This is a genomic window from Aeromicrobium phragmitis (genome assembly GCF_003674095.1).
Taxonomy (GTDB): domain Bacteria; phylum Actinomycetota; class Actinomycetes; order Propionibacteriales; family Nocardioidaceae; genus Aeromicrobium; species Aeromicrobium phragmitis.
In genome coordinates this window covers 504,013-526,959 of record NZ_RDBF01000001.1, presented here as the reverse complement: position 1 = coordinate 526,959, position 22,947 = coordinate 504,013, and the positions used below count along the sequence as shown (strand labels likewise).

25 protein-coding genes are annotated in these 22,947 nt (G+C 70.7%); 10 read left to right on the top strand and 15 right to left on the bottom strand.

What is annotated here, in order from left to right; genetic code table 11:
• Positions 1-14: 14 nt before the first annotated feature.
• On the bottom strand, positions 15-719 hold the full coding sequence (aqpZ, locus tag D9V41_RS02545; RefSeq protein ID WP_121792930.1) for an aquaporin Z: 705 nt from the start codon (positions 717-719) through the stop codon (positions 15-17).
• A 65-nt stretch (positions 720-784) separates the two neighbouring features.
• Complete coding sequence (gene topA / locus D9V41_RS02540; RefSeq protein WP_121792929.1) at positions 785-3,481, bottom strand: type I DNA topoisomerase; 2,697 nt, start codon at positions 3,479-3,481, stop codon at positions 785-787.
• A 127-nt stretch (positions 3,482-3,608) separates the two neighbouring features.
• Between topA and D9V41_RS02535 the strand changes: the two genes are divergently transcribed.
• Positions 3,609-4,802, top strand: a complete 1,194-nt coding sequence (locus tag D9V41_RS02535) for an MFS transporter (protein ID WP_166375879.1) — start codon at positions 3,609-3,611, stop codon at positions 4,800-4,802.
• A 17-nt stretch (positions 4,803-4,819) separates the two neighbouring features.
• On the opposite strand, the gene D9V41_RS02530 is transcribed toward D9V41_RS02535, so the two are convergent.
• Both D9V41_RS02530 and D9V41_RS02525 read right to left on the bottom strand, forming a co-directional pair.
• On the bottom strand, positions 4,820-6,298 hold the full coding sequence (locus D9V41_RS02530; RefSeq protein WP_243697129.1) for a DUF7059 domain-containing protein: 1,479 nt from the start codon (positions 6,296-6,298) through the stop codon (positions 4,820-4,822).
• The gene (locus D9V41_RS02525) at positions 6,295-6,639 is read right to left on the bottom strand and encodes an STAS domain-containing protein (RefSeq protein WP_121792928.1); all 345 of its coding nucleotides are present in this window, start codon (positions 6,637-6,639) and stop codon (positions 6,295-6,297) included. The genes D9V41_RS02530 and D9V41_RS02525 overlap by 4 nt, the downstream gene beginning before the upstream one ends.
• A 104-nt stretch (positions 6,640-6,743) precedes the next feature.
• Here D9V41_RS02525 and D9V41_RS02520 point away from each other — a divergent pair, with 104 nt between their 5' ends.
• Complete coding sequence (locus tag D9V41_RS02520; RefSeq protein ID WP_121792927.1) at positions 6,744-9,059, top strand: DEAD/DEAH box helicase; 2,316 nt, start codon at positions 6,744-6,746, stop codon at positions 9,057-9,059.
• Here the strand turns inward: D9V41_RS02520 and D9V41_RS02515 are convergent.
• The 8 genes from D9V41_RS02515 to ssd form a co-directional block, all read right to left on the bottom strand.
• Positions 9,040-9,375: an Rv3654c family TadE-like protein gene (locus D9V41_RS02515; protein WP_166375878.1), complete on the bottom strand. Its 336-nt coding sequence runs from the start codon at positions 9,373-9,375 to the stop codon at positions 9,040-9,042. The two genes, D9V41_RS02520 and D9V41_RS02515, sit on opposite strands and share 20 nt — an antisense overlap.
• 14 nt (positions 9,376-9,389) lie before the next feature.
• Complete coding sequence (locus tag D9V41_RS02510) at positions 9,390-9,707, bottom strand: TadE family protein (protein ID WP_133434089.1); 318 nt, start codon at positions 9,705-9,707, stop codon at positions 9,390-9,392.
• A gap of 14 nt (positions 9,708-9,721) precedes the next feature.
• Positions 9,722-9,964 carry a DUF4244 domain-containing protein gene (locus D9V41_RS02505; RefSeq protein ID WP_121792924.1) on the bottom strand — a complete coding sequence of 81 codons (243 nt, stop codon included), beginning with the start codon at positions 9,962-9,964 and terminating at the stop codon, positions 9,722-9,724.
• Between the two features lie 62 nt (positions 9,965-10,026).
• Positions 10,027-10,206: a DUF4244 domain-containing protein gene (locus D9V41_RS02500; RefSeq protein ID WP_121792923.1), complete on the bottom strand. Its 180-nt coding sequence runs from the start codon at positions 10,204-10,206 to the stop codon at positions 10,027-10,029.
• Positions 10,207-10,313: 107 nt separating this feature from the next.
• On the bottom strand, positions 10,314-11,009 hold the full coding sequence (locus D9V41_RS02495; protein WP_121792922.1) for a type II secretion system F family protein: 696 nt from the start codon (positions 11,007-11,009) through the stop codon (positions 10,314-10,316).
• Positions 11,006-11,806: a type II secretion system F family protein gene (locus tag D9V41_RS02490; RefSeq protein ID WP_121792921.1), complete on the bottom strand. Its 801-nt coding sequence runs from the start codon at positions 11,804-11,806 to the stop codon at positions 11,006-11,008. The genes D9V41_RS02495 and D9V41_RS02490 overlap by 4 nt, the downstream gene beginning before the upstream one ends.
• Positions 11,803-12,969, bottom strand: a complete 1,167-nt coding sequence (locus D9V41_RS02485; protein ID WP_424922782.1) for a TadA family conjugal transfer-associated ATPase — start codon at positions 12,967-12,969, stop codon at positions 11,803-11,805. The genes D9V41_RS02490 and D9V41_RS02485 overlap by 4 nt, the downstream gene beginning before the upstream one ends.
• On the bottom strand, positions 12,966-13,997 hold the full coding sequence (gene ssd / locus D9V41_RS02480) for a septum site-determining protein Ssd (protein ID WP_166375877.1): 1,032 nt from the start codon (positions 13,995-13,997) through the stop codon (positions 12,966-12,968). The genes D9V41_RS02485 and ssd overlap by 4 nt, the downstream gene beginning before the upstream one ends.
• 141 nt (positions 13,998-14,138) lie before the next feature.
• Between ssd and D9V41_RS02475 the strand changes: the two genes are divergently transcribed.
• The gene (locus tag D9V41_RS02475; protein WP_121793036.1) at positions 14,139-14,936 is read left to right on the top strand and encodes an HAD family hydrolase; all 798 of its coding nucleotides are present in this window, start codon (positions 14,139-14,141) and stop codon (positions 14,934-14,936) included.
• Between the two features lie 216 nt (positions 14,937-15,152).
• Here the strand turns inward: D9V41_RS02475 and D9V41_RS02470 are convergent, their stop codons facing one another.
• On the bottom strand, positions 15,153-15,866 hold the full coding sequence (locus D9V41_RS02470; protein ID WP_166375876.1) for a Fic family protein: 714 nt from the start codon (positions 15,864-15,866) through the stop codon (positions 15,153-15,155).
• Positions 15,867-15,914: 48 nt separating this feature from the next.
• Here D9V41_RS02470 and D9V41_RS02465 point away from each other — a divergent pair, with 48 nt between their 5' ends.
• The 3 genes from D9V41_RS02465 to D9V41_RS02455 all read left to right on the top strand — a co-directional run bounded on the left by D9V41_RS02465 (position 15,915) and on the right by D9V41_RS02455 (position 19,241).
• Positions 15,915-16,598, top strand: coding sequence for a methyltransferase domain-containing protein (locus D9V41_RS02465; protein WP_121792917.1), 684 nt, complete (start codon positions 15,915-15,917; stop codon positions 16,596-16,598).
• 4 nt (positions 16,599-16,602) lie between these two features.
• Positions 16,603-17,733: a sensor histidine kinase gene (locus tag D9V41_RS02460; RefSeq protein ID WP_121792916.1), complete on the top strand. Its 1,131-nt coding sequence runs from the start codon at positions 16,603-16,605 to the stop codon at positions 17,731-17,733.
• Positions 17,734-17,840: 107 nt separating this feature from the next.
• Positions 17,841-19,241 carry a GuaB1 family IMP dehydrogenase-related protein gene (locus D9V41_RS02455; protein ID WP_243697138.1) on the top strand — a complete coding sequence of 467 codons (1,401 nt, stop codon included), beginning with the start codon at positions 17,841-17,843 and terminating at the stop codon, positions 19,239-19,241.
• Between the two features lie 332 nt (positions 19,242-19,573).
• Here D9V41_RS02455 and D9V41_RS02450 read toward each other — a convergent pair whose 3' ends face one another.
• A complete protein-coding gene (locus D9V41_RS02450; RefSeq protein WP_133434088.1) occupies positions 19,574-19,867 on the bottom strand; it encodes a hypothetical protein in 294 nt (97 codons plus the stop codon).
• 179 nt (positions 19,868-20,046) lie between these two features.
• On the opposite strand from D9V41_RS02450, the gene D9V41_RS02445 reads away from it, so the two are divergent.
• Positions 20,047-20,406: a hypothetical protein gene (locus D9V41_RS02445; RefSeq protein ID WP_133434087.1), complete on the top strand. Its 360-nt coding sequence runs from the start codon at positions 20,047-20,049 to the stop codon at positions 20,404-20,406.
• Positions 20,407-20,470: 64 nt separating this feature from the next.
• Here the strand turns inward: D9V41_RS02445 and D9V41_RS02440 are convergent, their stop codons facing one another.
• Positions 20,471-20,962, bottom strand: coding sequence for a TetR family transcriptional regulator (locus D9V41_RS02440; RefSeq protein WP_121792912.1), 492 nt, complete (start codon positions 20,960-20,962; stop codon positions 20,471-20,473).
• A gap of 67 nt (positions 20,963-21,029) precedes the next feature.
• Between D9V41_RS02440 and D9V41_RS02435 the strand changes: the two genes are divergently transcribed.
• The 3 genes from D9V41_RS02435 to D9V41_RS02425 are packed head-to-tail and all read left to right on the top strand — an operon-like array spanning position 21,030 to position 22,902.
• A complete protein-coding gene (locus D9V41_RS02435) occupies positions 21,030-21,617 on the top strand; it encodes a biotin transporter BioY (RefSeq protein ID WP_121792911.1) in 588 nt (195 codons plus the stop codon).
• On the top strand, positions 21,614-22,297 hold the full coding sequence (locus D9V41_RS02430) for an energy-coupling factor ABC transporter ATP-binding protein (RefSeq protein WP_121792910.1): 684 nt from the start codon (positions 21,614-21,616) through the stop codon (positions 22,295-22,297). Before D9V41_RS02435 ends, D9V41_RS02430 begins: the two co-directional genes overlap by 4 nt.
• Complete coding sequence (locus D9V41_RS02425) at positions 22,294-22,902, top strand: energy-coupling factor transporter transmembrane component T family protein (RefSeq protein WP_121792909.1); 609 nt, start codon at positions 22,294-22,296, stop codon at positions 22,900-22,902. Before D9V41_RS02430 ends, D9V41_RS02425 begins: the two co-directional genes overlap by 4 nt.
• Positions 22,903-22,947 lie beyond the last annotated feature (45 nt).

Below are 22,947 nucleotides of genomic sequence, written 5' to 3'. Positions count from 1 at the left end.
GGTGTGGAGAACGGTCAGTCGTCACCGAGCAGGAACGCGTACGAGAATCCGGCGATCGCCGCGCCGAGGAGCGGCGCCACGATGAAGACCCACACCTGGCTGAGCGGATCGGCGCCGGCATACCAGGCGACGCCGAGGGACCGCGCCGGGTTCACCGAGGTGTTGCTGATCGGGATGCTGATGAGGTGGATGAGGGTGAGGGCCAGGCCGATCACGAGGCCGGAGAATCCGACCGCCGCGCGCTTGGCCGACGCACCGAGGATGACGAAGAGGAAGAAGGCGGTCAGCAGGACCTCGGCGACGATCACCGACGTGAGGTTGTAGCCGGCCGGGGAATGATCGCCGTAGCCGTTCGTCGCGAAGCCGTCCGCGGTCGTGAAGCCGCTGACGCCCGAGGCGATGAGCAGCAGCACCGCCCCGGCGATCGTCGCCCCGATGAGCTGCGCGACCACATAGCCCGGCAGCTCCTTCCAGGCGAAGCGACGAGCGACCGCGAGGCCGACCGACACAGCAGGGTTGAAGTGGCCGCCGGAGACGGGACCGAAGGCGTAGGCACCCGTGAGCACGGTGAGACCGAACGCCAGCGCGACACCCACGAAGCCGACGTATTCGCCGGCGAAGATCGCAGTGCCACAGCCCCCCAAGACGAGCCAGAAAGTACCGAGTGCCTCAGCACCGAGCTTCTGCGCGGTGCCGTGAACCGGAGTGAGTTCTGTCATGACACGAGAGTAGGACCGTGTCACCGGAACGCCCGGCATTGACGCACCACGGAATCCGCGCCGCGTCAGGACTTCTTGGCGGTGGACTTCTTGGTCGTCTTCTTCGTCGTGGACTTCTTGGCCGTCGTCTTCTTGGCAGCCGACTTCTTCGTGGTCTTCTTGGCACCCTTCTTGGCCGGGCCCTTGGCCCGGCGCTCCGCCAGCAGCTCCACGGCACGCTCGTGCGTGAGCGTCTCGATGTCGTCGTCCTTGCGCAGCGTCGCGTTGTACTCGCCGTCGGTCACGTACGGACCGAACCGGCCGTCCTTGGCGACGATCGGCTTGCCGCTCACCGGGTCCTCGCCGAGCTCCTTGAGCGGCGGCTTGGCAGCGCGACGACCGAAGGTCTTGGGCTGTGCGTAGATCGCCCGCGCCTGCTCCTCGGTGAGCGTGAACAGCTGCTCCTCGGACTCCAGTGACCGCGAGTCCGTGCCCTTCTTGAGGTACGGACCGTATCGACCGTTCTGCGCGGTGATCTCCGTGCCGTCGGTGTCCGTGCCGACGATCCGGGGCAGAGTCAGCAGCTTGACGGCGTCCTCGAGCGTGACGGTGTCGAGGCTCATCGAGCTGAACAGGCTCGCGGTGCGCGGTTTCTCGCTCTTCGGCGCGTCCTCGGGCAGCGCCTCGGTCACGTACGGGCCGTACCGGCCGTTCTTGACGACGATCGGAAGCCCCGTCTCCGGGTGCGTTCCGAGCTCGCGCTCCGCCCCGGCGGGGTTGGCCAGCAGCTCCTTGGCCTTCTCGAGCGTCAGCTCGTCCGGCGGCAGGTCCTCGGGGACGTTCGCCCGCGTGGGCTGCTCCGTGCCGTCCTTGCCGGTGACCATGGGCGGGCCCTCGAGGTAGGGGCCGTACCGCCCGACGCGCAGGTGGATGTCCTCGCCGATCTCGAACGTGGCGATCTCCCGCGCATCGATGTCGGGCAGGTTGTCCACGAGCCGCTTGAGGCCCGTGTTGCCTTCGCCCTCACCGGCCCAGAAGCTCTGCAGCACCGCGACGCGATCCTCACGTCCGTGGGAGACCTCGTCGAGCACGTCCTCGAGTTCGGCCGTGAAGTCGTACTGGATGAGGCGCCCGAAGTGCCGCTCCATGAGCCGGACGACGCTGAACGCGATCCAGGCCGGCACGAGCGCCGTGCCCTTCTTGTACACGTAGCCGCGGTTCTGGATCGTGTTGACGATCGACGCGTACGTCGACGGCCGACCGATCTCGCGCTCCTCCAGCTCCTTGATCAGGCTGGCCTCCGTGTACCGCGCCGGGGGCTTGGTCTGGTGACCAGCGGCCTCGAGCTCGGTGGCGGTGACCTGCTCACCCTCGCCGAGGACCGGGAGCTTGGTCTGCTGGTCGTCGTCGGCGGCGTCGGGGTCCTCGCTGGACTCGACGTACGCCTTGAGGAAGCCGTAGAACGTGATGGTGCGACCGCTCGTCGCGAACTCGACGTCTTCCCCGCTACCGGCCTCGGCACCGATCCGGATGCTGACCTGTTCGCCCTTCGCGTCGGACATCTGGGAGGCGACGGTGCGCTTCCAGATCAGCTCGTACAACCGCAGCTCGTCACCGGACAGGCCGGTCTGCCGCGGGGTGCGGAACGACTCGCCAGCGGGGCGGATCGCCTCGTGCGCCTCCTGAGCGTTCTTGACCTTGCCGGTGTAGACGCGCGGCTTGTCGGGCAGGTAGGACGCGCCGTACAGCTCCTTGACCTGCGCGCGGGCCGCGGCGATGGCGCTCTGCGACAGCGTCACGGAGTCCGTACGCATGTAGGTGATGAAGCCGCCCTCGTAGAGCCGCTGCGCGACCGACATCGTCCGCTGGGCGCCGAAACCGAACTTGCGGGAGGCCTCCTGCTGCAACGTCGTGGTGCGGAAGGGGGCGTACGGCCGGCGGGTGTACGGCTTGGACTCGACCGAGCGGACCGCGAAGTCGCGGCCCTCGAGCGAGGCGGCCAGGGCACGCGCCTTCTCCTCGTCGAGATGCGCGACGTCGCCCTTGCCCTTGAGCCGGCCGGTGTTGTCGAAGTGCGAGCCGTTCGCGACCCGCTTGCCGTCGAGGGAGGCGAGCTTGGCGCCGAACGTCCGCGGTTCGTGACCCTCACCGGCGTCGAAGGTGGCCTCGAGATCCCAGTAGGACGCGACGGTGAACGCCATGCGCTCGCGCTCGCGTTCCACGACGAGGCGCGTGGCCACCGACTGCACGCGGCCCGCGGAGAGGCCGCTCATGACCTTCTTCCACAGGACCGGGCTGACCTCGTACCCGTAGAGCCGGTCGAGGATCCGCCGGGTCTCCTGCGCGTCGACGAGATCCATGTCGACGTCGCGCGGGTTGGCGATCGCGCGCTGGATCGCCTCCTTGGTGATCTCGTTGAAGACGATGCGCTTGACCGGGACCTTGGGCTTGAGCTCATCGAGCAGGTGCCACGCGATGGCTTCGCCCTCGCGGTCCTCATCGGTCGCCAGGACGAGTTCGTCGGCGTCCTTCAGTAGCTTCTTGAGCTTCGTGATCTGCGACTTCTTGTCGGCAGACACGACATAGACGGGTTCGAATCCGTTCTCGATGTCGACGCCGAGCCGGGCCCACGCCTTGCCCTTGTGCTTGTCGGGCACCTGGTCCGCTCCCCGCGGAAGGTCGCGGATGTGCCCCACGGAGGAGTCCACGACGTAGTCGTCGCCGAGGTACGCCTGAATGCTGCGTACCTTGTTCGGCGACTCGACGATGACGAGCTTGGCCACGACCCACTTCCTGACTGATCCCGAGAATGGTGGGAACGCAGCACACCGTAGCGTGCCCTGTCAACCCTCCGCCGCGCAGCATGCTCCCGAGGAACAGCATGTCAGTGCCGCGTGCCAAGATCCATTCGTGAGGCTCGGGGTCTATCGAGACCTGTTACGCATCCCGCGGGTCGGCATCTTGTTCGTCGCCGCGTTCTTCTCGCGTATCCCCATGATGGCGCTGCCGCTCGTCTTCACCCTGTACGTGGTGGAGGGGCTCGACCGGAGCTACGCCGAGGCGGGGATCATCGCCGCGTGCGAGACGATCGGCGCCGCCGTCGGCTCGCCCTGGCGCGGCAAGCTCATCGATCGCTTCGGCGTGCGGCGCGCACTCATCCCATCGCTCGTCGCCGTGGTGCTGCTGTACCCGCTCGTCCCGTTCGTCGGTTTCTGGGGGCTCGTGCCCGTCGCGTTCCTGGCGGGCGTCTTCCTCATCCCGGTCCAGACGATCGCGCGGCTCGCGCTGGGCATCCTCGCCCCCATCGAACAGCGGCGCACCGCGTTCGCGGCCGACTCGGTCGTGGGTGAGGCGGCGTTCATCATCGGCCCGGCGATCGGTGGCGTGCTCGTCGTCCAGGCGAGTCCGGTCATCGCGCTCCTCCTGGTCGGTGCGTGCACCGTGCTGGCCGGGCTCATCTTCTTCGCGATGAACCCGCCGACGCGGTCCGCGACCGTCGAGGAGTCCGGGTCCCCTACCGCGGAGATCGCGCCCAAGCGCGGGTGGATGACGCCCACGATCGGTTACCTCTTCGCCCTGTCGGCCGGCACCATGTTCGCCCTCATGGCCACCGATCTGGGCATCATCGCGGCGCTGCGGGAGATCGACGCCATCGCCATGGTGGGGGTCGTCTACCTCGGCTGGGGCGCCTCGTCGCTGCTCGGTGGTCTCGTCTACGGCGCGCAGAGCCGTTCGATCCGGCCCACCTATCTGCTGTTCGCGATGGGGCTGCTCACGATCCCGATCGGGCTGGCCGACTCGGTGCTCGTGCTGGCGCTCGCTTCGATCCCGGCAGGCTTCCTGTGCGCCCCCTCGCTCGCGGCGGCGACCGAGTGGATCACCCATCTGGTCGACGAACGCGATCGCGGAGTCGCCATGGGATGGCAGGGCACGGCGTTCACCGTCGGAGGAGCGTCCGCGGCCCCGCTCATCGGCTGGTCGATCGACCATTTCGGAGCTGCCGGTGGCTTCGCGCTCGGCGGCGGGGTCGCCGTGGTCATCGCGCTCGTCGCGCTGCTCGGCCAGCGATTCGGCAGCCGCGATGTCGTCCGCTCCCTCGACTGACCGCGCGGGTCCCCCACTCAGGGAACGAGGAAGCCGTCGGCGACCAGCTCGCGGACGATCGGCGCGTAGGTGGCGCGCAGCTGCTCGCGGTCGCGGCCGAGCAGGCTGGCGAGCGCGTCCAGGATCTGGCCGGCAGTCAGCTCGCCGTCGCTCGTGCCGAGCAGGCCGGCTTCGATGGTGTCGACCTGCGCCACCCGGCGCGGCCCGCGGTCGAGATGCACCGTGATCGTCGCGGGGTCGGCGGCACCCACCGGGCCGTACGTCACCTGGCGAGCATCAGGAGCCAGGCGCCAGCGGCGCTCCAGGACATCGTCGGTCCCGGCGAGGGCGTCGACCCGGCGACCCCAGTCGAGCACGGCCTCTCCCATCGGCTGTCCGACGTCGCCCGTCCACTCCTCGATCCGTACGACGGGCGAGGTGCGCTCGGCCTTGCGCAGGGAGATCCAGCCGAAGCCCATCGCCTCGATCCGCTGGTCGGCGAACCAGGAGAGCCAATGGTCGTAGCGTTCGGGGTAGTCAGGGGCGCCGCGCAGTCCTGCATCGGCGAGCCACATCTCGGCGTAGCTCGCCAGGTCGGCAGCCTCGCGCTGGACGACCCACGCGTCGAGACCGGTGGGCTCGATCCAGGAGGCGAGTCGCTCCTGCCACGGCTCGCCCTCACGGTGCACCCAGGCGGCGAGGATCTGGCACCAGCCGCCCGGTGCGAGATGGTCCGAGGCTCCGGCCACCACTCGGCGCACGACATCGTCGGCCGGAAACGCCGTCTCCCGGTAGACGAGGCGCGCACCGTCCGGTGGGGAGACGACGAACGGCGGATTGGTCGCGATGAGGTCGAACCGCTCGCCGACGACCGGCTCGTACAGGCTGCCGTCGCGCACGTCGAGTTCGACGCCATTGAGCCGAGCACTGAGCCGCGCCATCTGAAGGGCGCGGGGATTGACGTCGGTGGCGACGACGCGCTGAGCGTGCGTGGCCAGATGGAGCGCCTGCACACCGCACCCCGTGCCGAGGTCGAGCGCACGTTCCACGGCGGGCCGCGCGGTCAGCTGGGCGAGGGAGGACGACGCCTCGCTGATGCCGAGGACGTACGACGGGTCCATCGCCGTCGCTCGGCCGTCGAGCCCCGGCGTCAGATCGGCCACGACCCACCAGTCGTGGCCTTCGTCGCCGTAGGGGCGAATGTCGACGGCGGCTCGCACATCGTCGCCATCGCGGAGCAGGACGCCCGCCGCGGCGAGCGGTTCGGCGAGCTCACCGAACCCGGCACGTACCGCCGAGGCCGGAACCGGGATCTGCAGCTGGAACAGACGGATCAGGGTCGAGAGCCGGCTACCGTCGCTCGTCGCCCGCCGGGCCGGAACGGTCTCGTTGCGGGCGAGCGCGTACCACGCCGCATCACCGAGGACGGCGTGCACGGCGTCGACCGTGAAGCCCGCGAGTTGCTCGCGCAGGTTCGCGACCTGCGCGTCATCGAGAATCTCCGGGGCGAAGGTCACGCGGAGTCGGCGCCGGCGAGTGCCTCGTAGGACTCGTGGAGCCCGAAGACCTTGTCCAGGCCCGTGATGCTGAAGATCCGCAGCAACCGATCGCTCGTGCAGATGATGTCGAGCGACCCGCCGTCCGCGCGGACCCGCTTGAGCGCACCGACGAGGACGCCGAGGCCCGTGGAGTCGAGGAACGCGACGTTCTCGATGTCGATCACCAATCGCGTATGACCTGCGTCGATGGCCGCTACGACAGCCTCCCGGAACTTGGGCGCCGTGTAGACGTCGATCTCGCCCTCCACCTCGATGATGTGGTGGGGCGCTGCAGTGCGTTCAGTGAGCGAGAGCTCCATGGTGTCCCTTCTCCTCCTCGCAGACGTTCGTCATTCAATCACGTAGCGTCCCGCGATGCACCGCCGTCCCTCTAGATGACCACCCATGCGTCACACTCGATGTCGTGGATACCGTCGCGCCGTCGCTCCTGGAACGCCGGGCGGATCGTATCCTGCATCGGGTCGACGAGCCCGCCCGCGAGGCCGTGGTCGAGCCGTGGCCCTCGTGGATCGGTCAACCGGTCCGGGACCACTTCGCCGCCGAGGGGGCCGAGGTGCTCTGGGCTCACCAGTCCGAGGCCCTGCGGCGACTGGAGCGTGGCGAGAACGTCGTCGTCGCGACCGGAACGGCATCGGGCAAGTCGCTGGTGTTCACCGCGCCCGCACTGCAGGTGCTGAGCGAGGGACGCGCAGGGCGCGCACTGGACGGACACCAGCACCCCACCGTGCTCTACCTGTCACCGACCAAGGCGCTCGCGGCCGACCAGTGTCGCCGGCTGCCGACCGACTGGCCCGGCCTTCGAGCGGCGACGGTGGACGGGGACAATTCTCGAGAGGCCCGCGCCTGGGCGCGCGATCACGCCACCTACGTGCTGACCAACCCCGACACGCTTCACCACACCCTGCTGCCGGGCCACGCCCGATGGGCCAGATTCTGGTCCGGACTCACCTACGTCGTGATCGACGAGTGCCATCACTACCGGGGTGTCTTCGGAGCGCACGTCGCTCAGGTGCTGCGCCGGCTCCGGCGCGTGTGCGCGCACTACGGTGCCACCCCGCAGTTCGTCGCCTCCTCGGCGACGGTGAGCGAGCCCGACATCGCGGCCGGCCGGCTGACCGGACTCGAGATGTCCGCGGTGACCGACGACGCGTCGCCGCGAGGTCCGAGGACGACCGTCTTCTGGGAGCCGCCGCTGCTTCCCGGCCGGGGAGACGGTCCGGGGACCACGCGCCGGTCGGCGACCACCGAAGCGGCGGAGGTGGTGACCGACCTGGTCGTCGACGACACCCGGACGCTGTGCTTCGTCCGATCGCGCCGTGGCGCCGAACAGCTCGCCACGGTGGCTCAGGAGCGGCTCGAGGACATCGATCCCGGCCTTCGAGAACGGGTGGCGACCTATCGCGGCGGGTACCTGCCCGAAGAGCGCCGGGAGTTGGAGGACCGGCTGCGTTCGGGCGATCTCCTGGCGTTGGCGAGCACCAATGCCCTGGAGCTCGGTATCGACGTGGCCGGTCTCGACGCGGTGGTCAGCGTGGGGTTCCCGGGAACCCGCGCCGGTCTCGTGCAGCAGTTCGGTCGCGCCGGCCGAGGCGGGGTCGATCACGCGAGCCTTAACGTGCTGGTCGCACGGGACGAGCCGATCGACACCTACCTCGTGCATCACCCGGAGGCCGTGCTCGGCGCCCCGGTCGAGGCGACGGTCTTCGACCCCGACAATCCCTACGTGCTCGGTCCGCACCTCGCCGCCGCCGCGCAGGAACTACCGCTCATCGAGTCCGATCTGGAGCTTTTCGGGGAGCGCGCGGCGGACGGGGTGGCAGCGCTCGAAGCGGCCGGCATGCTCCGGCGACGAGCGGCGGGATGGTTCTGGACCAGCCGCGAGCGCGCCTCGCAACTGGCGGATCTGCGCTCGGCCGGGGGGACGCCGGTGCAGATCGTCGACGCCGACACCGGTCGTCTGGTGGGGACCGTCGATGCCGCCGCCGCCGACGGTGAGGTGCATGAGGGAGCCGTGTACGTCCACCAGGGCGACATGTTCACGGTGGAGGAGTACGACCTCGAGCACGGCATCGCCGTGGTGCGGCGCGGAGACGTCCCGTACACGACGAGCGCCCGTTCGAGTACGGCGGTGGCGATCTGCGACGTACGCGACGAGCGTTCGCACGGCCCGGCCCACCTGAGTTTCGGCGAGGTCGAGGTGACGCACCAGGTGACGTCGTACGCCAAGCGGGACCGCCAGTCGGGTCGCGTCCTCGGCGAGGAGCCGGTAGAGCTTCCGGAGCGGACGCTGCCGACCACCGCGGTCTGGTGGACGCTGGACGATGCCGCGGTGGCCGAGGTCCTCGAGCCCGAGCAGATCCCCGGCGCCGCCCACGCCGCCGAGCACGCCGCCATCGGCCTGCTCCCGCTGCTCGCGACCTGCGACCGATGGGACCTCGGCGGCCTGTCGACCGCACTGCACCCGCAAACGGGCCAGCTGACGGTGTTCGTCTACGACGGTCATCCCGGGGGTGCCGGTTTCGCCGAGCGCGGATTCGCGATCGCCGCCCGGTGGCTCTCGGTGACCCGGGACGCGATCGCCGCCTGTGAGTGCCGCGACGGCTGCCCCTCCTGCGTCGTCTCGCCCAAGTGCGGTAACGGGAACCAGCCGCTCGACAAGGCCGGCGCCATCCGCCTGCTCGACGCGCTCACGCGACATCTCACCGCTCCAGATAACTGACCGGAGCAGCGCGGGCGCGCTGTTCCACCGCCCATCGACCACCCCACCAGCGGGGGCTCTCCGCCCGAGCGGTGACCGTGGCGACGTCAGCGTCCATCCGGCAATCGGCGAGGATCGCATCGTTCTCCCGGGCGACCTCTCTCGCCGCCTCGCAGCCGTCCTCGCCCTCGACACTCGCTTGACTGCCCGCGAGAGCTGCGAGGTCGGCCGCCGCTCGCGCCTCGTGACGAAGGCCGATGAGCTCGGCGAGCTGCCATCCCACCACCCCGAGCACGAGCAGGAGCACGCCGACCACGAGGGCGCTCACGGTGGCCACCCCGCACTCTCGCCTCATTCGGCGCGTCCCACCGCCACGGCGGTGACCGTGGTGCCGATGCCACCGAAGAGCGGAAGGCGTGCGGGCGTGTGAACCTCCACCCGCACCCGCTCCCCCTCCACATCGATCTCGACACGGGAGTCGGGCACTGCCACCTCACGCGCAGCCGCCTCCGCAACGTCCATCGACTCGCCCCGCGCGACGAGTCGGACCGCCTCACGGGCGGCATCGGTGGCTCGAGCATGGGTCGTCCCCAACGACCCCAGCCAGATCGCACCGACGAGCGCCATGGCGACGAAGGGGGCCACGACGGCGGTTTCCGCCGTGACCATCGCCTTCTCCGACCTCACCACGGCCAGAGACTCTCGACGGCCCGGACGAAAGCCTCCGGCAGCGACACGAACGAGTCGGGGTCCATCGTGAGGATGGACGTGAGCACCTTCTCGAAGACCGCCTGAACCCACTGCATGATGGGGTTGCCGGGGCCGATCAGGACCGCCGCGATGGTGGCCGTGCCCAAGGTGCCGACGGCGTACTCCGCCGTGGACATCCCCGTTTCGTGACGCCGCCAGAACGTCTTTCGCATCATCGAACACCTCCTCCAGGGGGGGGCCGGTGGCACGCCGCGCGACGCGCCACCGGCCGATCGGCTCAGAACGGCAGCAAGCCGGGGATCTTCTCGATGAGCCCGGTGACGAGATCGCCGAACCAGTCGCTCTGACCGATCTTGACGAGCACGCCGCCGATGGTGCAGGCACCGAGGGTGCCGACGGTGTACTCGGCGGTGGACATGCCGCGCTCCTGCGAACGACGGCGAAGACGGACGACCATGGGAGAACCTCCAGGGAGTCGGAAACACTGACACCGGAACATCGCGATGGACGCCGAGCTTCGGCGGAGGAATGCGCGCACTGTGGACGCGCACCGCCTGTGCACGATCACCACGAGATGCCGGTGAACGCCCCGATCAACGCCGGGACGATGCCGACGAGGAAGAACGCCGGCAGGAAGCACACGCCCAAGGGCGCGGCAGTGCGCACTCCCACGCGGCGGGCCGCGTCGCGGCGGGTGGCCCGACGATCCCGATGCAACTCGCGAGCCGTGTCCTCGAGGACTGCGACGATCGGCACCCCGCTGGTCGCGGCGCGTTGCAGCGCGCGAACCAAGGGGGCCAGCGGATCGTCGCCGACGACCTCGTCGACGCCGAGATCGCCGGCGATCAGCAATCGCCGCGCCACGGCGGCCAGCTGCGGGCCGATCGGCGGTGCCATGGCGTCGGCCACCAGGGAGAGCGCCCGATGCACCGGGACCCCTCCGGCGACTGCGGCCGCCGTGAGGTCGACCGCCAAGGGGAGCTGCTCGGCCGCGAGTCGGCGCTCGCGCCGCCGGGCTGCCGGCTCCAAACGTCTGATGCCGCGGGCGACGAAGGGCGCAACCAGGCCGCCGAGCACGAGACCCCACATGCCGCCGAGCGCGAGCCCCAGGAGCGGAGAGAACAGACCGGCGGCCAGGGGAAGCGGGAACTCCTTCGATCGGGAGGACGACCGTTTCACGGCGCGCCATCGAGCGCCAGCGGAGGTGGGAACCGCGACGAACCCGGCGGCCGCGGCGAGCGCGACCGCGACCAGCATCATGCGTCGCCCCGTTCCGCGGCGTCGGCGATGCGGTCGATCCACCACACGCCCACGCACGCGAGCGCCACCCCGGAGGCGACGACTCCGGCGACGAGCAGGTGGTCAAGGATCAGTGCCACCGGATCCCCGCCGAAGCCCGAGCCGAGGAGGAGACCGAACACCGGCAGCGTCGCCATGAGTACGGCGGTGGCTCGTGCGGGCGCCACGCCGGCCTCGACCTCGCGTCGGACATCCCGCTCCTCCCGCTCGCTCACGCTCAGCCGATCGAGCACTCCGGCCAACGGCGCTCCGCTGGTTTCGGCGACCCGCCAGGCAGCGGCGAGCCGGGCGAGCGCGGCGCCACCGGCCCCAGCGCTCTGGTGGTTCAGGGCCGCGGGAACGTCACCACCGAGCCGCGCGGCGTGCGCGACGGGAACCAGGACGGGAAACTCCCGGGCCACCTGAGCTAGCGCCGTGGACGCCGGGAGTCCCGCACGCAGCGCAGCCGCGAGAACGAGGACCAGCTCGCACACCTCCGCCTCCCGACGAGCCGCTGCCGCACGCTGCCGACCACGACGCCACCGGCGGGCAGCGAACGCCCCGGTGCCCGCGCCCGCGGCGGCGACGATCACGAGCGCCGGGCGCAACGAGACGACGATCGCGCCTGCGACCGGGGCCAGCACCAGCAGCGTGCCGCCGGCCAGGCGGATGCGGCCGAGGCGGATCGGTCGTTGAAGACGCGACGACGCCACCCAGCCGGGTGAGGGGCGCCAGGCGAGGACCGCCAGCGCGACGCCGACGGCGGCCAGCACCGTCATGTCGCCGCGTCCACCGTCTGGCGCAGGTCCGCAATGCCGGCCCCCTCGACGTCGTCGCCGTCGGTCGACCGGGTGAGCGCGGGAGTCACCCGCACCCACCCGTCGCCATCGGACTGGAGAACCGCGACCTGCTGCACGACCCGTTGCCCGGCTCGGCGCGGGTCCCGGGCGACATGGACCACGACCTTGACGCCCGCCGCCATCTGACTGTGGACGGCCGCACGACTGAGCCCCGCCGCCACTCCCAGCGCTTCCAGCCGTGCCGGCAGCGCCGCCGGCGAATTGGCGTGGACCGTGCCGCATCCACCCTCGTGTCCGGTGTTGAGGGCGGCGAGCAGATCCACCACCTCGGCGCCGCGGACCTCGCCGACCACCAGACGGTCCGGACGCATGCGCAACGCCTGGCGCACGAGGTCGCGGACGGTCACCAGTCCGGCACCCTCCACGTTCGCAGGCCGAGCCTCCAGCCCGACGACGTGCGGGTGGTCCGGACGCAGCTCGCTTGCGTCCTCGACGAGCACGACGCGCTCGTCCGGTGGGACTTCGCCGAGGAGCGCGGCGAGAACAGTGGTCTTGCCCGACCCCGTGCCTCCGGTCACCAGGAACGCGACCCGGGCGGCGATGAGCTCCCGCAACGTGTCAGCGAACGGACCCGAGACCGAACCGGCCGCTTCGAGATCGGCGAGCGAGAATCGTCGGCGGGCGGGGACGCGCAGGGAGATCGTCGTACCCGGACGCGCGAGCGGGGACAGCACCGCGTGCACGCGCGTGCCGTCGGGAAGCCGCGCGTCCACCCAGGGACTGGCGTCGTCGAGTCGACGACCGGCGTGCGCCGCCAATCGCTGGGCGAGACGACGGACGTCCGCCTCGTCGGCGAAGGCCACGGGACGACGTTCCACCCCGCGGCCCCGATCGATGAAGACGTCGGATGCCCCGTTGACCAGCACGTCGGTGACGCCGGGGATCTGCAGCAAGGGCGCCAGCACCCCCGCGCCGTGGGTCTCGTCGCGGAGGCGGTCGACGATCGCGAGCACGTGGTGCGTTCCGAGGAGGCGATGCTCCGCCTGCAAGGCGGCGGCCACCGTCGCCGGTGTCGGCTCGTCACCGCGCTCGGTGAGACGGCGACGGACCTGGTCGACGAGGACCGAATCCACGGGTGTCACGACTCGATCCCCACCGCATCGAGGACCCTGCCGGCGACCGATCTCAGCATCCGCGAGCGCGTCGGGCCCCGGCCGCGTTCCACGTCCTGCGCCAGCGGCCGCCGGGTACGGAGCCGAGCGAGTACGGGCAGCCCGAGGCCACGCTCGACCTGGCCGGGACCGAGGCCGCCGGTGACCGCGCGGCTGACGACCAGCACCCGATCGGTGCGTCCGTCGAGCTCGCCGACGATCCGCTCGGCGGCCGCGAGTCCGGTGACGTGCTCGGGAACGACGAGGACCACGGCCACCGACCGCGCCAGCAGGTCCGTACCGAGGCCGGCGGTGGCGAGAGCGTGGCGAGGGATGTCGCCGACGACGAGATCGAATCCCCGCTGCGCGGCCGCGAGCACCGGTCCGGGATCGAGGGACGTGCGAGACGACCGAGCGAACGACAGGACGCGGGCTCCCTCGCCCGGCAACGCCTCCGACAGCGAACGCGCCGCCACATGGCCGTCGGTCAGCGTGATCTCGTCCCAGCGAAGGCCCTCGTGGTGTTCGAGGCCCGCCACGAGATCGAGGCCCGGCCCGTCCGGATCTCCGTCGACGGCCAGGGCACTCGCGCCGCGACGGTGCGCCCCGTGCGCGCAGGCGACCACCAGCGTGGACGCACCCACGCCGCCACTCGCGCCGACGACGGCAAGAACGCACGCCTCGCCGCGACCGTCGACCGCCCGGGTGAGCGCCCCCGTCACCGCGTCGTCCTCGTCGAGTTCCCAGATGCCGACCGCGCCGAGCGCGAGCGCATCGGCCCACACGGCCGAATCCGGACCCTTCGCGAGGACCAGCACGTGGTCGCGGCGAGGCACCGCCAGGGACCGCAACCACGGCAGCACGGCAGCGTCGACGATGACCGCTTCGCAGCGGCGCCACGCCCGATGCACCGCATCGGGGACGCCCACCACCTCGACGTGCGCCTGGACCGCTGCACCCCAACGCTGGCCGCGTTCGGCGATGTCCGCCTGCTCGGTGACCACTGCGATCGATGCCATGACCTCACCGTGACCTGTGCCGCCCGCCGCACGACAGGGCACCTCGGCGCGTTGTGGATCTCGCATCGCGCGTCCCGATTCTGTGGACGACGCGCACCTGCCGTGGTCGGAGGCGTCCGCCCCAGCGACTACGCTGTGGTCATGGGCCGCGCGGCAGCCTTCTTCGACCTGGACAAGACCATCATCGCCAGGTCGAGCACGCTTGCGTTCAGTCGCCCGCTCTTCGCCGAGGGCCTCCTCACCCGTCGCGCTGTGCTGCGTAGCGCGTACGCGCAGTTCGTGTTCGCCTCCAGCGGTGCCGATCACGAGCAGATGGAGGCGATGCGCTCGTACTTGACCAGCATGGTCGCCGGGTGGGACGTCGAGACCGTGCGCCAGGTCGTCTCGGAGACCCTGCACGACATCATCGATCCGATCGTCTACGCCGAGGCCGTCGAGCTCATCGAGGCGCACCACGCCGCCGGGAGGGACGTCGTCATCGTCTCGGCGTCGGGCAGCGAAGTCGTCGAGCCGATCGGGGCGATGCTCGGCGTGGACCGGGTGCTCGCCACTCGGCTCGAGATCGAGGACGGACGCTACACCGGCGAGATCCTCGAGTACGCGTACGGCCCGGGCAAAGCCCGGCTGATCCGCGAACTGGCAGAGGTCGAGGGCTACGACCTGGACGCGAGCTTCGCGTACTCCGACTCCGAGACCGACATCGCGATGCTGGAGACCGTCGGCCACCCGTTCGCCGTCAACCCGGACAAGGCGCTGCGCCAGCGCGCCGAGGCCGACGGCTGGCCGGTGCTCACGTTCGCTCGCCCGGTGGCGTTGCAGAGCCCGCTCGCCCTCACGACGCCGACCGGCAAGGCGTTCGCCGCCGTCGGCGCGGCGGCGTCGGTCTCCCTCGTGGGCGCGGCGATCGCGGGAATCCTGTCACGCCGCCGGAACTTGTGATTCACGTCACAGTCGTGCATGCTGGAGACAGCACCACCTCAAGCACCCGGTCACCCGGTACCCACGCGGCGATCTACCCGTCCCACAGGGCAATCGTCTCGGGATATCCGCATCGCGGCCCCGCGGCGATGATTCGACGAAGGCACGCTTGGTAGCCAGCTGATCGGGTCGGCGGCGTCACTCTCCACGCGAGGGCGGCGCCGCCACTTCTGTGCCTCAGCGGGCGAGTGGTGAGGCTTCGGCGGCGCGGGTCGCCGCGTCGGCCGCGTAGAGCAGCCACTGATGCACCCCGGTCTCCTCGCTGCCGTAGCCGCTCAACGCCGCGAAGTACGCGGGAGCGTCGCCGACGTGACCGGCTTCGGGCACGGTCACGGAGGCCGGATCGATGCCCTTCGCCACCCACACCAGCCGTTCCGCCGCACGAGCCACGACGCCGTTGTGGGAGACGAACGCGCCCGCGTCGGCGATCTCGGCGTGCACGAGGGCCGCGACGATCAGGCCCGGCGCCTGGGTCGGGGTGGCGAGCATCCGGGCGAGCGCGGTCAGTCGCCCCACGCCCGCCGGGTTCACCGGACGCCCCAGCTCCTCGTCGGGGACGCTTCCCGCGGCAGCGATCGCGTGCAGCCGGGCGAGCGCCTGAACCGGCGAGCGCTGCCAGGTCGGCAGCAGCCCGAGGAGCTCGGTGGACAACCGGACGGCTCCCCGCGCCGTCGCGTCGCCCTCGCCGGCGGACAACTCGTCCACCGAGTAGGACGAACCTTCGAGCGAGGCCGTCGCCCAGGCTCCGAGCAGCAGGGCCCGCGCCGTGTCCTCGGGGGCAGTGCGCCGCAGCCCGCGATCGCGCAGGACGGCGTCGATGCCGTCACGAGCGGCGTTGAACGCCGAGGGAACGCCTTCCAAGGATGCGGCGGCGATGAACGGATCGGACACGCCCGAAGCGTACCTGCCGGCTGTCGCGGCCACCGATACGCTCGAAGGGTGAACGACGTCGTCCCGGTGGCTCGGGCCATGAAGTGGCTGGTCGGTGACCGGCTCGCGCTCGTGCTGCACATCGGCGACGGGCCGCTCGCCTACGAACTGGCCGACCAAGGCCATGACGTCACGATCGTCGGCGACGACGTCACCGCGATCCGCCACCCACACATCGCCTACGTGCGCTCTCAGGGCGACTATCTGCCGTTTCGGTCCCGCAGTTTCGACGCCGTCGTCGCCCCCGACCTCAACGACGAAGTGGCCGCACTCGCCGAATACGCCCGGGTATTGGTCGACGACGGGCTGCTGTCCACCATGGCGAGGCGTTACGACGACTCCATTCCGTGGATGCGCAAGCTGCGCACGATCACCGGCGACCGGGCCGGCACGATCGCGCCGGTGAACACCTTCACCGCGTCCGGGCTCTTCCATCCGCCGGAGAGCCAAGAGTTCAACGCCTGGCAGGAACTCGACTTCCCCACGCTCATGCGCTTCGCGGAATCGACCAAGCATCCGACGGTGCCCGCCGCTGCCTTGAGCGCGGTGCATGAGCTGTGGCGCGAGTACGGCGAGCAGACCGGCTCCTTGCGACTGCGGCACGAGACGCAGTGCTTGCGGGCGCGGGTGGACAAGTCGCAACTCGCCGCCGAGCCGGAGCCGCCGGACACCGTGCTCATCGACTTCCACTGACCCGATGACAGACCTCCTGCTTCTCGCGGCGCTGCTGCTGGCCGTCGTCGTCACTGCGCTGCTCGTGCGCTGGTGGCTGCTCGGCCGTCGCACCGGGCTCGGGTCGCCAGAGGAGCGGGCCACGTACGCCACGCTGCACACCGCCTCGCTCGCCGCACCCGCGCTGCGTGGCGGGCTGACCGCCGACACCGCCAGCCGCGCTCTGCCTCATCTGCGCTCGCTGCTCGGCGCCCGCACCGTCGGCCTCACCGATTCGCACGGGCCGCTGGCCTGGACCGGCGGCGACGCCTGGGAGCACGCGGGTTCCGTGGTCGCCGAGGTCCTCGACAGCGGTCGCCCGCAGGCGTCCGGCCGCGTCATCGTCGCGCCGTTGACCGTGGAGGATCGTGTCGTCGGCACGATCGTGGCCGTGGACGACGACCCGTCCGCCGGGCTCGCGCGGACCGCGACGGAGGTGGCGCGCTGGGTGTCGAGCCAGCTCGAACTGGCCGAGCTCGACGCGTCGCGTACCGCCCTGATGGAAGCCGAGCTGCGCGCCCTGCGGGCCCAGATCTCGCCGCACTTCATCTACAACTCGCTCGGAGCGATCGCCTCGTTCGTGCGCACGGACCCCGAACGCGCCCGTGACCTCCTGCTCGAGTTCGCCGACTTCACCCGGTACTCGTTCCGTCAGCACGGCGAGTTCACGACGCTGGCGGAGGAACTGCGGTCCATCGAGCGGTACCTCGTGCTCGAGAAGGCCCGTTTCGGCGATCGGCTCCGCGTCGTCACCCGCGTCGCCCCGGAGGTGCTCAACGTGACGGTGCCATTCCTGTCGGTGCAGCCACTGGTCGAGAACGCCGTGCGGCACGGGCTGGAGAAGAAGGACGGCACGGGCACGATCACCGTCATCGCGGAGGACGCCAGCGCCGAGTGCGTCATCACCATCGAGGACGACGGAGTCGGGTCGGACCCCGAGACGGTGCGCGACGCACTCTCGGGACGCACCGGCTCGCCCTCCGTCGGACTGGCCAACGTCGACGAACGGCTGCGGACCGTCTACGGCAACGATCACGGCATCGTCGTCGAGACCGGAATCGGGCTCGGCACCAAGGTCACGGTCCGCGTACCGAAGTTCGCGCCCGGCGTGGACTGACCGCCCGTTTTCGCGGCGGCCCGTGCGGCTTCGGCCCGTAGACTCGACGGGTGAAGTTCCTCAACGGCCTGCAGCCGACCCACGATCTGACGTACAGCGACGTCTTCATGGTGCCGAGCCGCTCCGACGTGACCAGCCGCTTCGACGTCGATCTCTCCGCGACCGACGGCACCGGCACGACCCTGCCGCTCGTGGTGTCGAACATGACGGCGATCTCCGGACGTCGCATGGCCGAGACGGTCGCCCGCCGCGGGGGTATCGCGATCCTCCCGCAGGACATCCCCATCGACGTCGTCGCCTCGACCGTCGCTCAGGTCAAGAACGCGCACCCGGTCTTCGACACTCCGGTGACCGTCGACCCGTCCATGACGATCGGCGAGGCCCTCAATCTCATCCCCAAGCGCGCGCACGGCGGCGCGGTCGTCGTCGACGGTGACAAGCTCGCCGGCGTGGTGACACCGCGGGACGGTGCCGAGATCGATCGATTCGCCCAGGTGCGCGAGGTCATGCGCACGGATGTGCTCACCGTCGAGGCCGGGCGCGACCCGCGCGAGTACTTCAACGAGCTCTCGGCACAGCACGTGCCCTTCGCGCCCGTGCTCGACGGCGGACGCCTCGTCGGCGTCATCACCCGCAAGGGCGCGCTGCGCTCCACCATCTACACGCCCGCGGTCGACCCGGAAGGACGCCTCGTCGTCGGTGCGGCCGTCGGCATCAACGGCGACGTGCGCGGCAAGGCTCAGGCACTCGTCGAGCTCGGCATCGATGTGCTCGTCGTCGACACCGCGCACGGCCACCAGAACAAGATGATCGAGGCCCTCGCCGTCGTCCGCGAGGTGCGCGACGCGCACGCCGAAGCGACGGGACGCCGTATCCCCATCGCGGCCGGAAACGTGGTCTCCACCGCCGGCACTCGCGAGCTCGTCGAGGCCGGCGCCGACATCATCAAGGTCGGCGTCGGCCCGGGCGCGATGTGCACGACCCGCATGATGACCGGCGTGGGGCGCCCGCAGTTCTCCGCCGTGCTGGAGTGCGCGGAGGCGGCCGCGGCGCTCGGCGCGAGCGTCTGGGCCGACGGGGGCGTGCGGTTCCCCCGCGACGTCGCTCTGGCTCTCGCCGCGGGTGCCGGCAGCGTCATGATCGGTTCCTGGTTCGCGGGCACGCACGAGAGCCCCGGCGACCTCAACATCGCTTCCGACGGGCGGGCGTACAAGGAGTCGTTCGGCATGGCGTCCTCGCGCGCGGTCGCGAATCGGACGCGCGACGCCGCCGGATTCGAGAAGGCGCGCATGGCGTTGTTCGAGGAGGGCATCTCGACGTCGCGGATGTACCTGGATCCCGAGCGCCCGGGCGTCGAGGACCTCATCGATCAGATCACCGCGGGCGTTCGTTCGAGCTTCACGTACGCCGGTGCCCGCGACCTCCTGCAGTTCCGCGAGCGCGCCATCGTCGGCATCCAGTCCACCGCCGGGTACGACGAGGGACGGCCGCTCCACGCCAGCTGGTGACCCTCCCTCGGCGGTAGGTCTCGTCCCACCCTGCCGCGCGGGCGGTAGGTGTAGTCCCACACCTACGCGCGGGCGGTAGGTGACGTCCTACCGCGACCGTCGCCGTGGGACCTCGCCTACCGCCCGGTGGCGGGGGCGAACGCGTGTCCACAGCGACCGCCCGTGCTCGGGTCGTCCACAGATGGGGTCGGCACGTCTGCCGTGACGCCTCGGTTGCGGCGGAGTCTGGCGTCATGTCCTCCCCGACGCCGATCCCCGACGCATTCACCCGTGGACCGTTTCATCGGCAGAGTTTCGTCGATGCGGGACTGTCCCCGAAACTGCTGCTCGGCTCACGTTTCCGCAGGATCTTTCCCGCCGTATGGGTGCACCGCGATCACGAGCTCGACGCTCACGACCTTCGCGCCGCGGCGCGGTTGTGTCTGGGAGACCGCGGGAGGCTCAGCCACCTCAGCCGACTTCAGGAGCTGGGCCTGGACGTGGGACCCGCCCTCCCGGTCCATTTCACGGTGGCTCGCGATCTCCACGTCGACATCGACGGCATCAGTCTCCACCGCACCGAAGTGCTGCCGCCCTGCGACGATGACGGCGTCACTCCGGCCGTCGCGTTCATCCAGGCGTGTCACAGCGCGCGGCTCATCGACGCCATCGCTCTCGGCGACTGGTTGCTTCACCATGATCGTGCCAGCACCACCGAGATCAACGAACTCTGCGTGCTTCATCCCTGGCGCCCTGGTTGCCCCGGCAGGCGCGACGCGTCCTTCCCTGGCTCGAGGAGCGTGCCGCCTCACTCAAGGAGTCGGAGTTGCGCGCGCTCGTCCTGGCCTGCGGTCTTCCGGCAGGCGAGGTGAACGCCGACGTGTTCCACCGAGGCCGACGCATCGCGATCACCGACCTGCTGTTCCGCGCCTGGGGCGTGGCTGTCGAGTACGAGGGGCGCCAGCATGCCGAGACGGCCGAACAGTTCCAGCGTGACATCGCCCGCTACGCCGATCTCCGCGCTGCGGGAATCGAGTACGTGCAGGTGACTCAGGAGATGCTGGCGCAACCGCGGGCGCTCATGATGCGGATCTACGACGTGCTGCGGCAGCGCGGGTACCCGGGACCTGCTCCCCAGTTCGGTCCCCGCTGGGACGCGCTCTTCCGCCGTCTGAGCGGTAGCTGAGGCCCCAGGCCCCTCGGCGAGCGGTAGGTGAGGCCCCACGAGCGAGCGCTCTCTGGGACGACACCTACCGCCCCAGGCCGGCGAGGATGAGGGTGAGGCCGCGGTCGAAGGACGCGTCGAGGTCGGGGTCCTCGTCGATCGCGCCGACGGCGCTGGCCTGGCGGTGCGTCTGGGTGGACTGGGCGTGCCCGAAGACGTAGAGCAACAGGGTGCGGGCGGCGTCGTCGCCGACGAGGTCGGCGAGCCGCTTCTGCACGTCCGAGACACCGAGCCGGAAGGCCGACGCGGTCGCGACGACCTCGGCACCGTCGCGCACGCGCAGCATCGCCTCGCGCAGCGCGTGGCAGAGTGCGCGCGGGTCCTCACCGTCGACGTCGCGGACGATCTCATCGGCCATCAGGGCGAGGAGGGACTGCTTGTTCGGGACATGGTGATACAACGCGCTCGGCTGGACGTCGAGCTCCGCGGCGACCCGACGCATCGAGCAGAACTCCAGGCCGTAGCTGTCCAGGACGCGCAAGGCGGCGGCGACGACGTCGGGGAGGCTGTTGGCCATGGCGCCATCCTATCGGCTAGCCTGAACAGCGTTCAGGTGAACACCGTTCAGTTGCCGAGGAGCGTCCATGCCCGAGACCGTCGCCGCGTCCCGTCGCGGCACCACCACCGACCTGGCTCTCATCGCCTCGTTCGCGGCGCTCATCGCCGCGTGCTCGCTGCTGCCGGCGCTCAACGTCGGCGCGGGGCTGGTGCCGATCACGCTGCAGACGTTCGGCGTGCTGCTCACCGGCGCGGTACTCGGTCCCAAGCGAGGCTTCCTCGCCGTCCTCCTCTACCTCGCCGTGGGTGCCGCGGGAATCCCGGTGTTCGCCGGAGGCAATGCCGGCCTCGCACCGTTCGCCGGGCCGACCGTCGGTTACCTGGTGGGCTTCCCGGTCGCGGCGGCGCTGTGCGGAGCGATCGTCCAGCGTCTGCCCCGCGCCAAGCTCGCCACGAGCGTCCCCCTGGTGTTCCTCGCCGGCCTCGGCAGCAGCGCGCTGCTCATCCACACGCTGGGGATCGCCGGCCTCATGTGGCGCGCCGATCTCAGCCTCGAGGCGGCCTTCACCACCGACATCGTGTTCTGGCCCGGCGACGTCGTGAAGAATCTCCTCATGGCGTTCGTCGCCACCGCGGTGCACCGCGCCTTCCCCGACCTGCTGCCGCGCCGGTGATCGTTCTCGACGAGGCCGGCGTCGTCGCCCCCGATCCGGGCGGCGACGTCGTCGTGCTCCGGCCGACCACGCTCACGCTGACCGAGCGCCGCATCGCGGTCATCGGCGCCAACGGCTCGGGGAAGTCCACGTTCGCGCGGATGATCAACGGTCTCGTCGAGCCGACCGAGGGACGGGTGCTCGTCGACGAACTCGATGTGCAGCGCGACGGTGCCGCCGTCCGCCGCCACGTCGGTTTCGTCTTCACCGACCCGGCGGCGCAACTCGTCATGCCCACCGTCGTCGAGGACGTCGCGCTCTCGCTGCGCCGTCACCATCGAGACGCGCGCGAGCGGCGAGCGGCGGCCCAACGCGTCCTCGACCGATTCGGGCTGGGCGAACTCGCCGACCGCAGCGTGCATACCCTGTCGGGCGGGCAGAAGCAGTTGCTCGCCCTGGCGAGCGTGCTCGCCACCGAGCCGTCGGTCCTCGTCGCGGACGAGCCGACGACACTGCTCGACCTGCGCAACAGCCGCGCGATCGGCGACCTGCTCATGGCCCTCGAGCAGCAGGTCGTCGTCGTCACGCACGACCTCGAGCTCGCGGCGCGTTGCGACCGGGTGCTCGTGATCGACGACGCTCGCGTCGTCTATGACGGCTCGCCGGCAGACGCGGTCAGCCACTACCGGAGCCTGGTGTGAACGCGCCTCTCGGGCTGCACCGCCCCGGCAGCACTCCGCTGCATCGCGTCCGCCCCGGGGCGAAGCTGCTGGGCTTGGTGACGTTCGCCGTCGTCGTGATCGCGACCGACGGCGCCGGCCCCACCCTCGCCCTGCTCGGCGTCGCGGTGGTGGTCGCGCTGATGTCCGGGCTCGGGGTTCGCGAACTGGGGCGGTCACTCCGGGCCTTCGCCGTCGTCGCGATCGCCTTGTTCGCGTTCCAGGCCTGGCAGAACGGTGTCGATCGCGGATTGGAGGTCGTCGGCGGTCTCGTGGCGTTGATCGTCGCGGCAACCGTCGTCACGGCCACCACGCCGACCGACGCGATGGTCGACACGATCGCATGGGCGGCCCGGCCCTGGCGGCGGCTGGGCGTCGATCCCGATCGGATCGGGTTGGCCTTCGCCCTCGTCCTCGCCGCGCTGCCGCGCATGCTCGAACTCGCCCACGAGACGCGCGCCGCCGCCCGGGCGCGCGGACTCGAGCGCAATCCCCGCGCCTACGCCACGCCGCTCGTGCTGCGCGCGGTGGCGCACGCTCGCGAGACCGGCGCGGCCCTGCACGCCCGGGGCATCGGCGACGACTGACGGTGACGGGCGGGACGCTGCCGCCGGCGCATCCTGTGACTACGA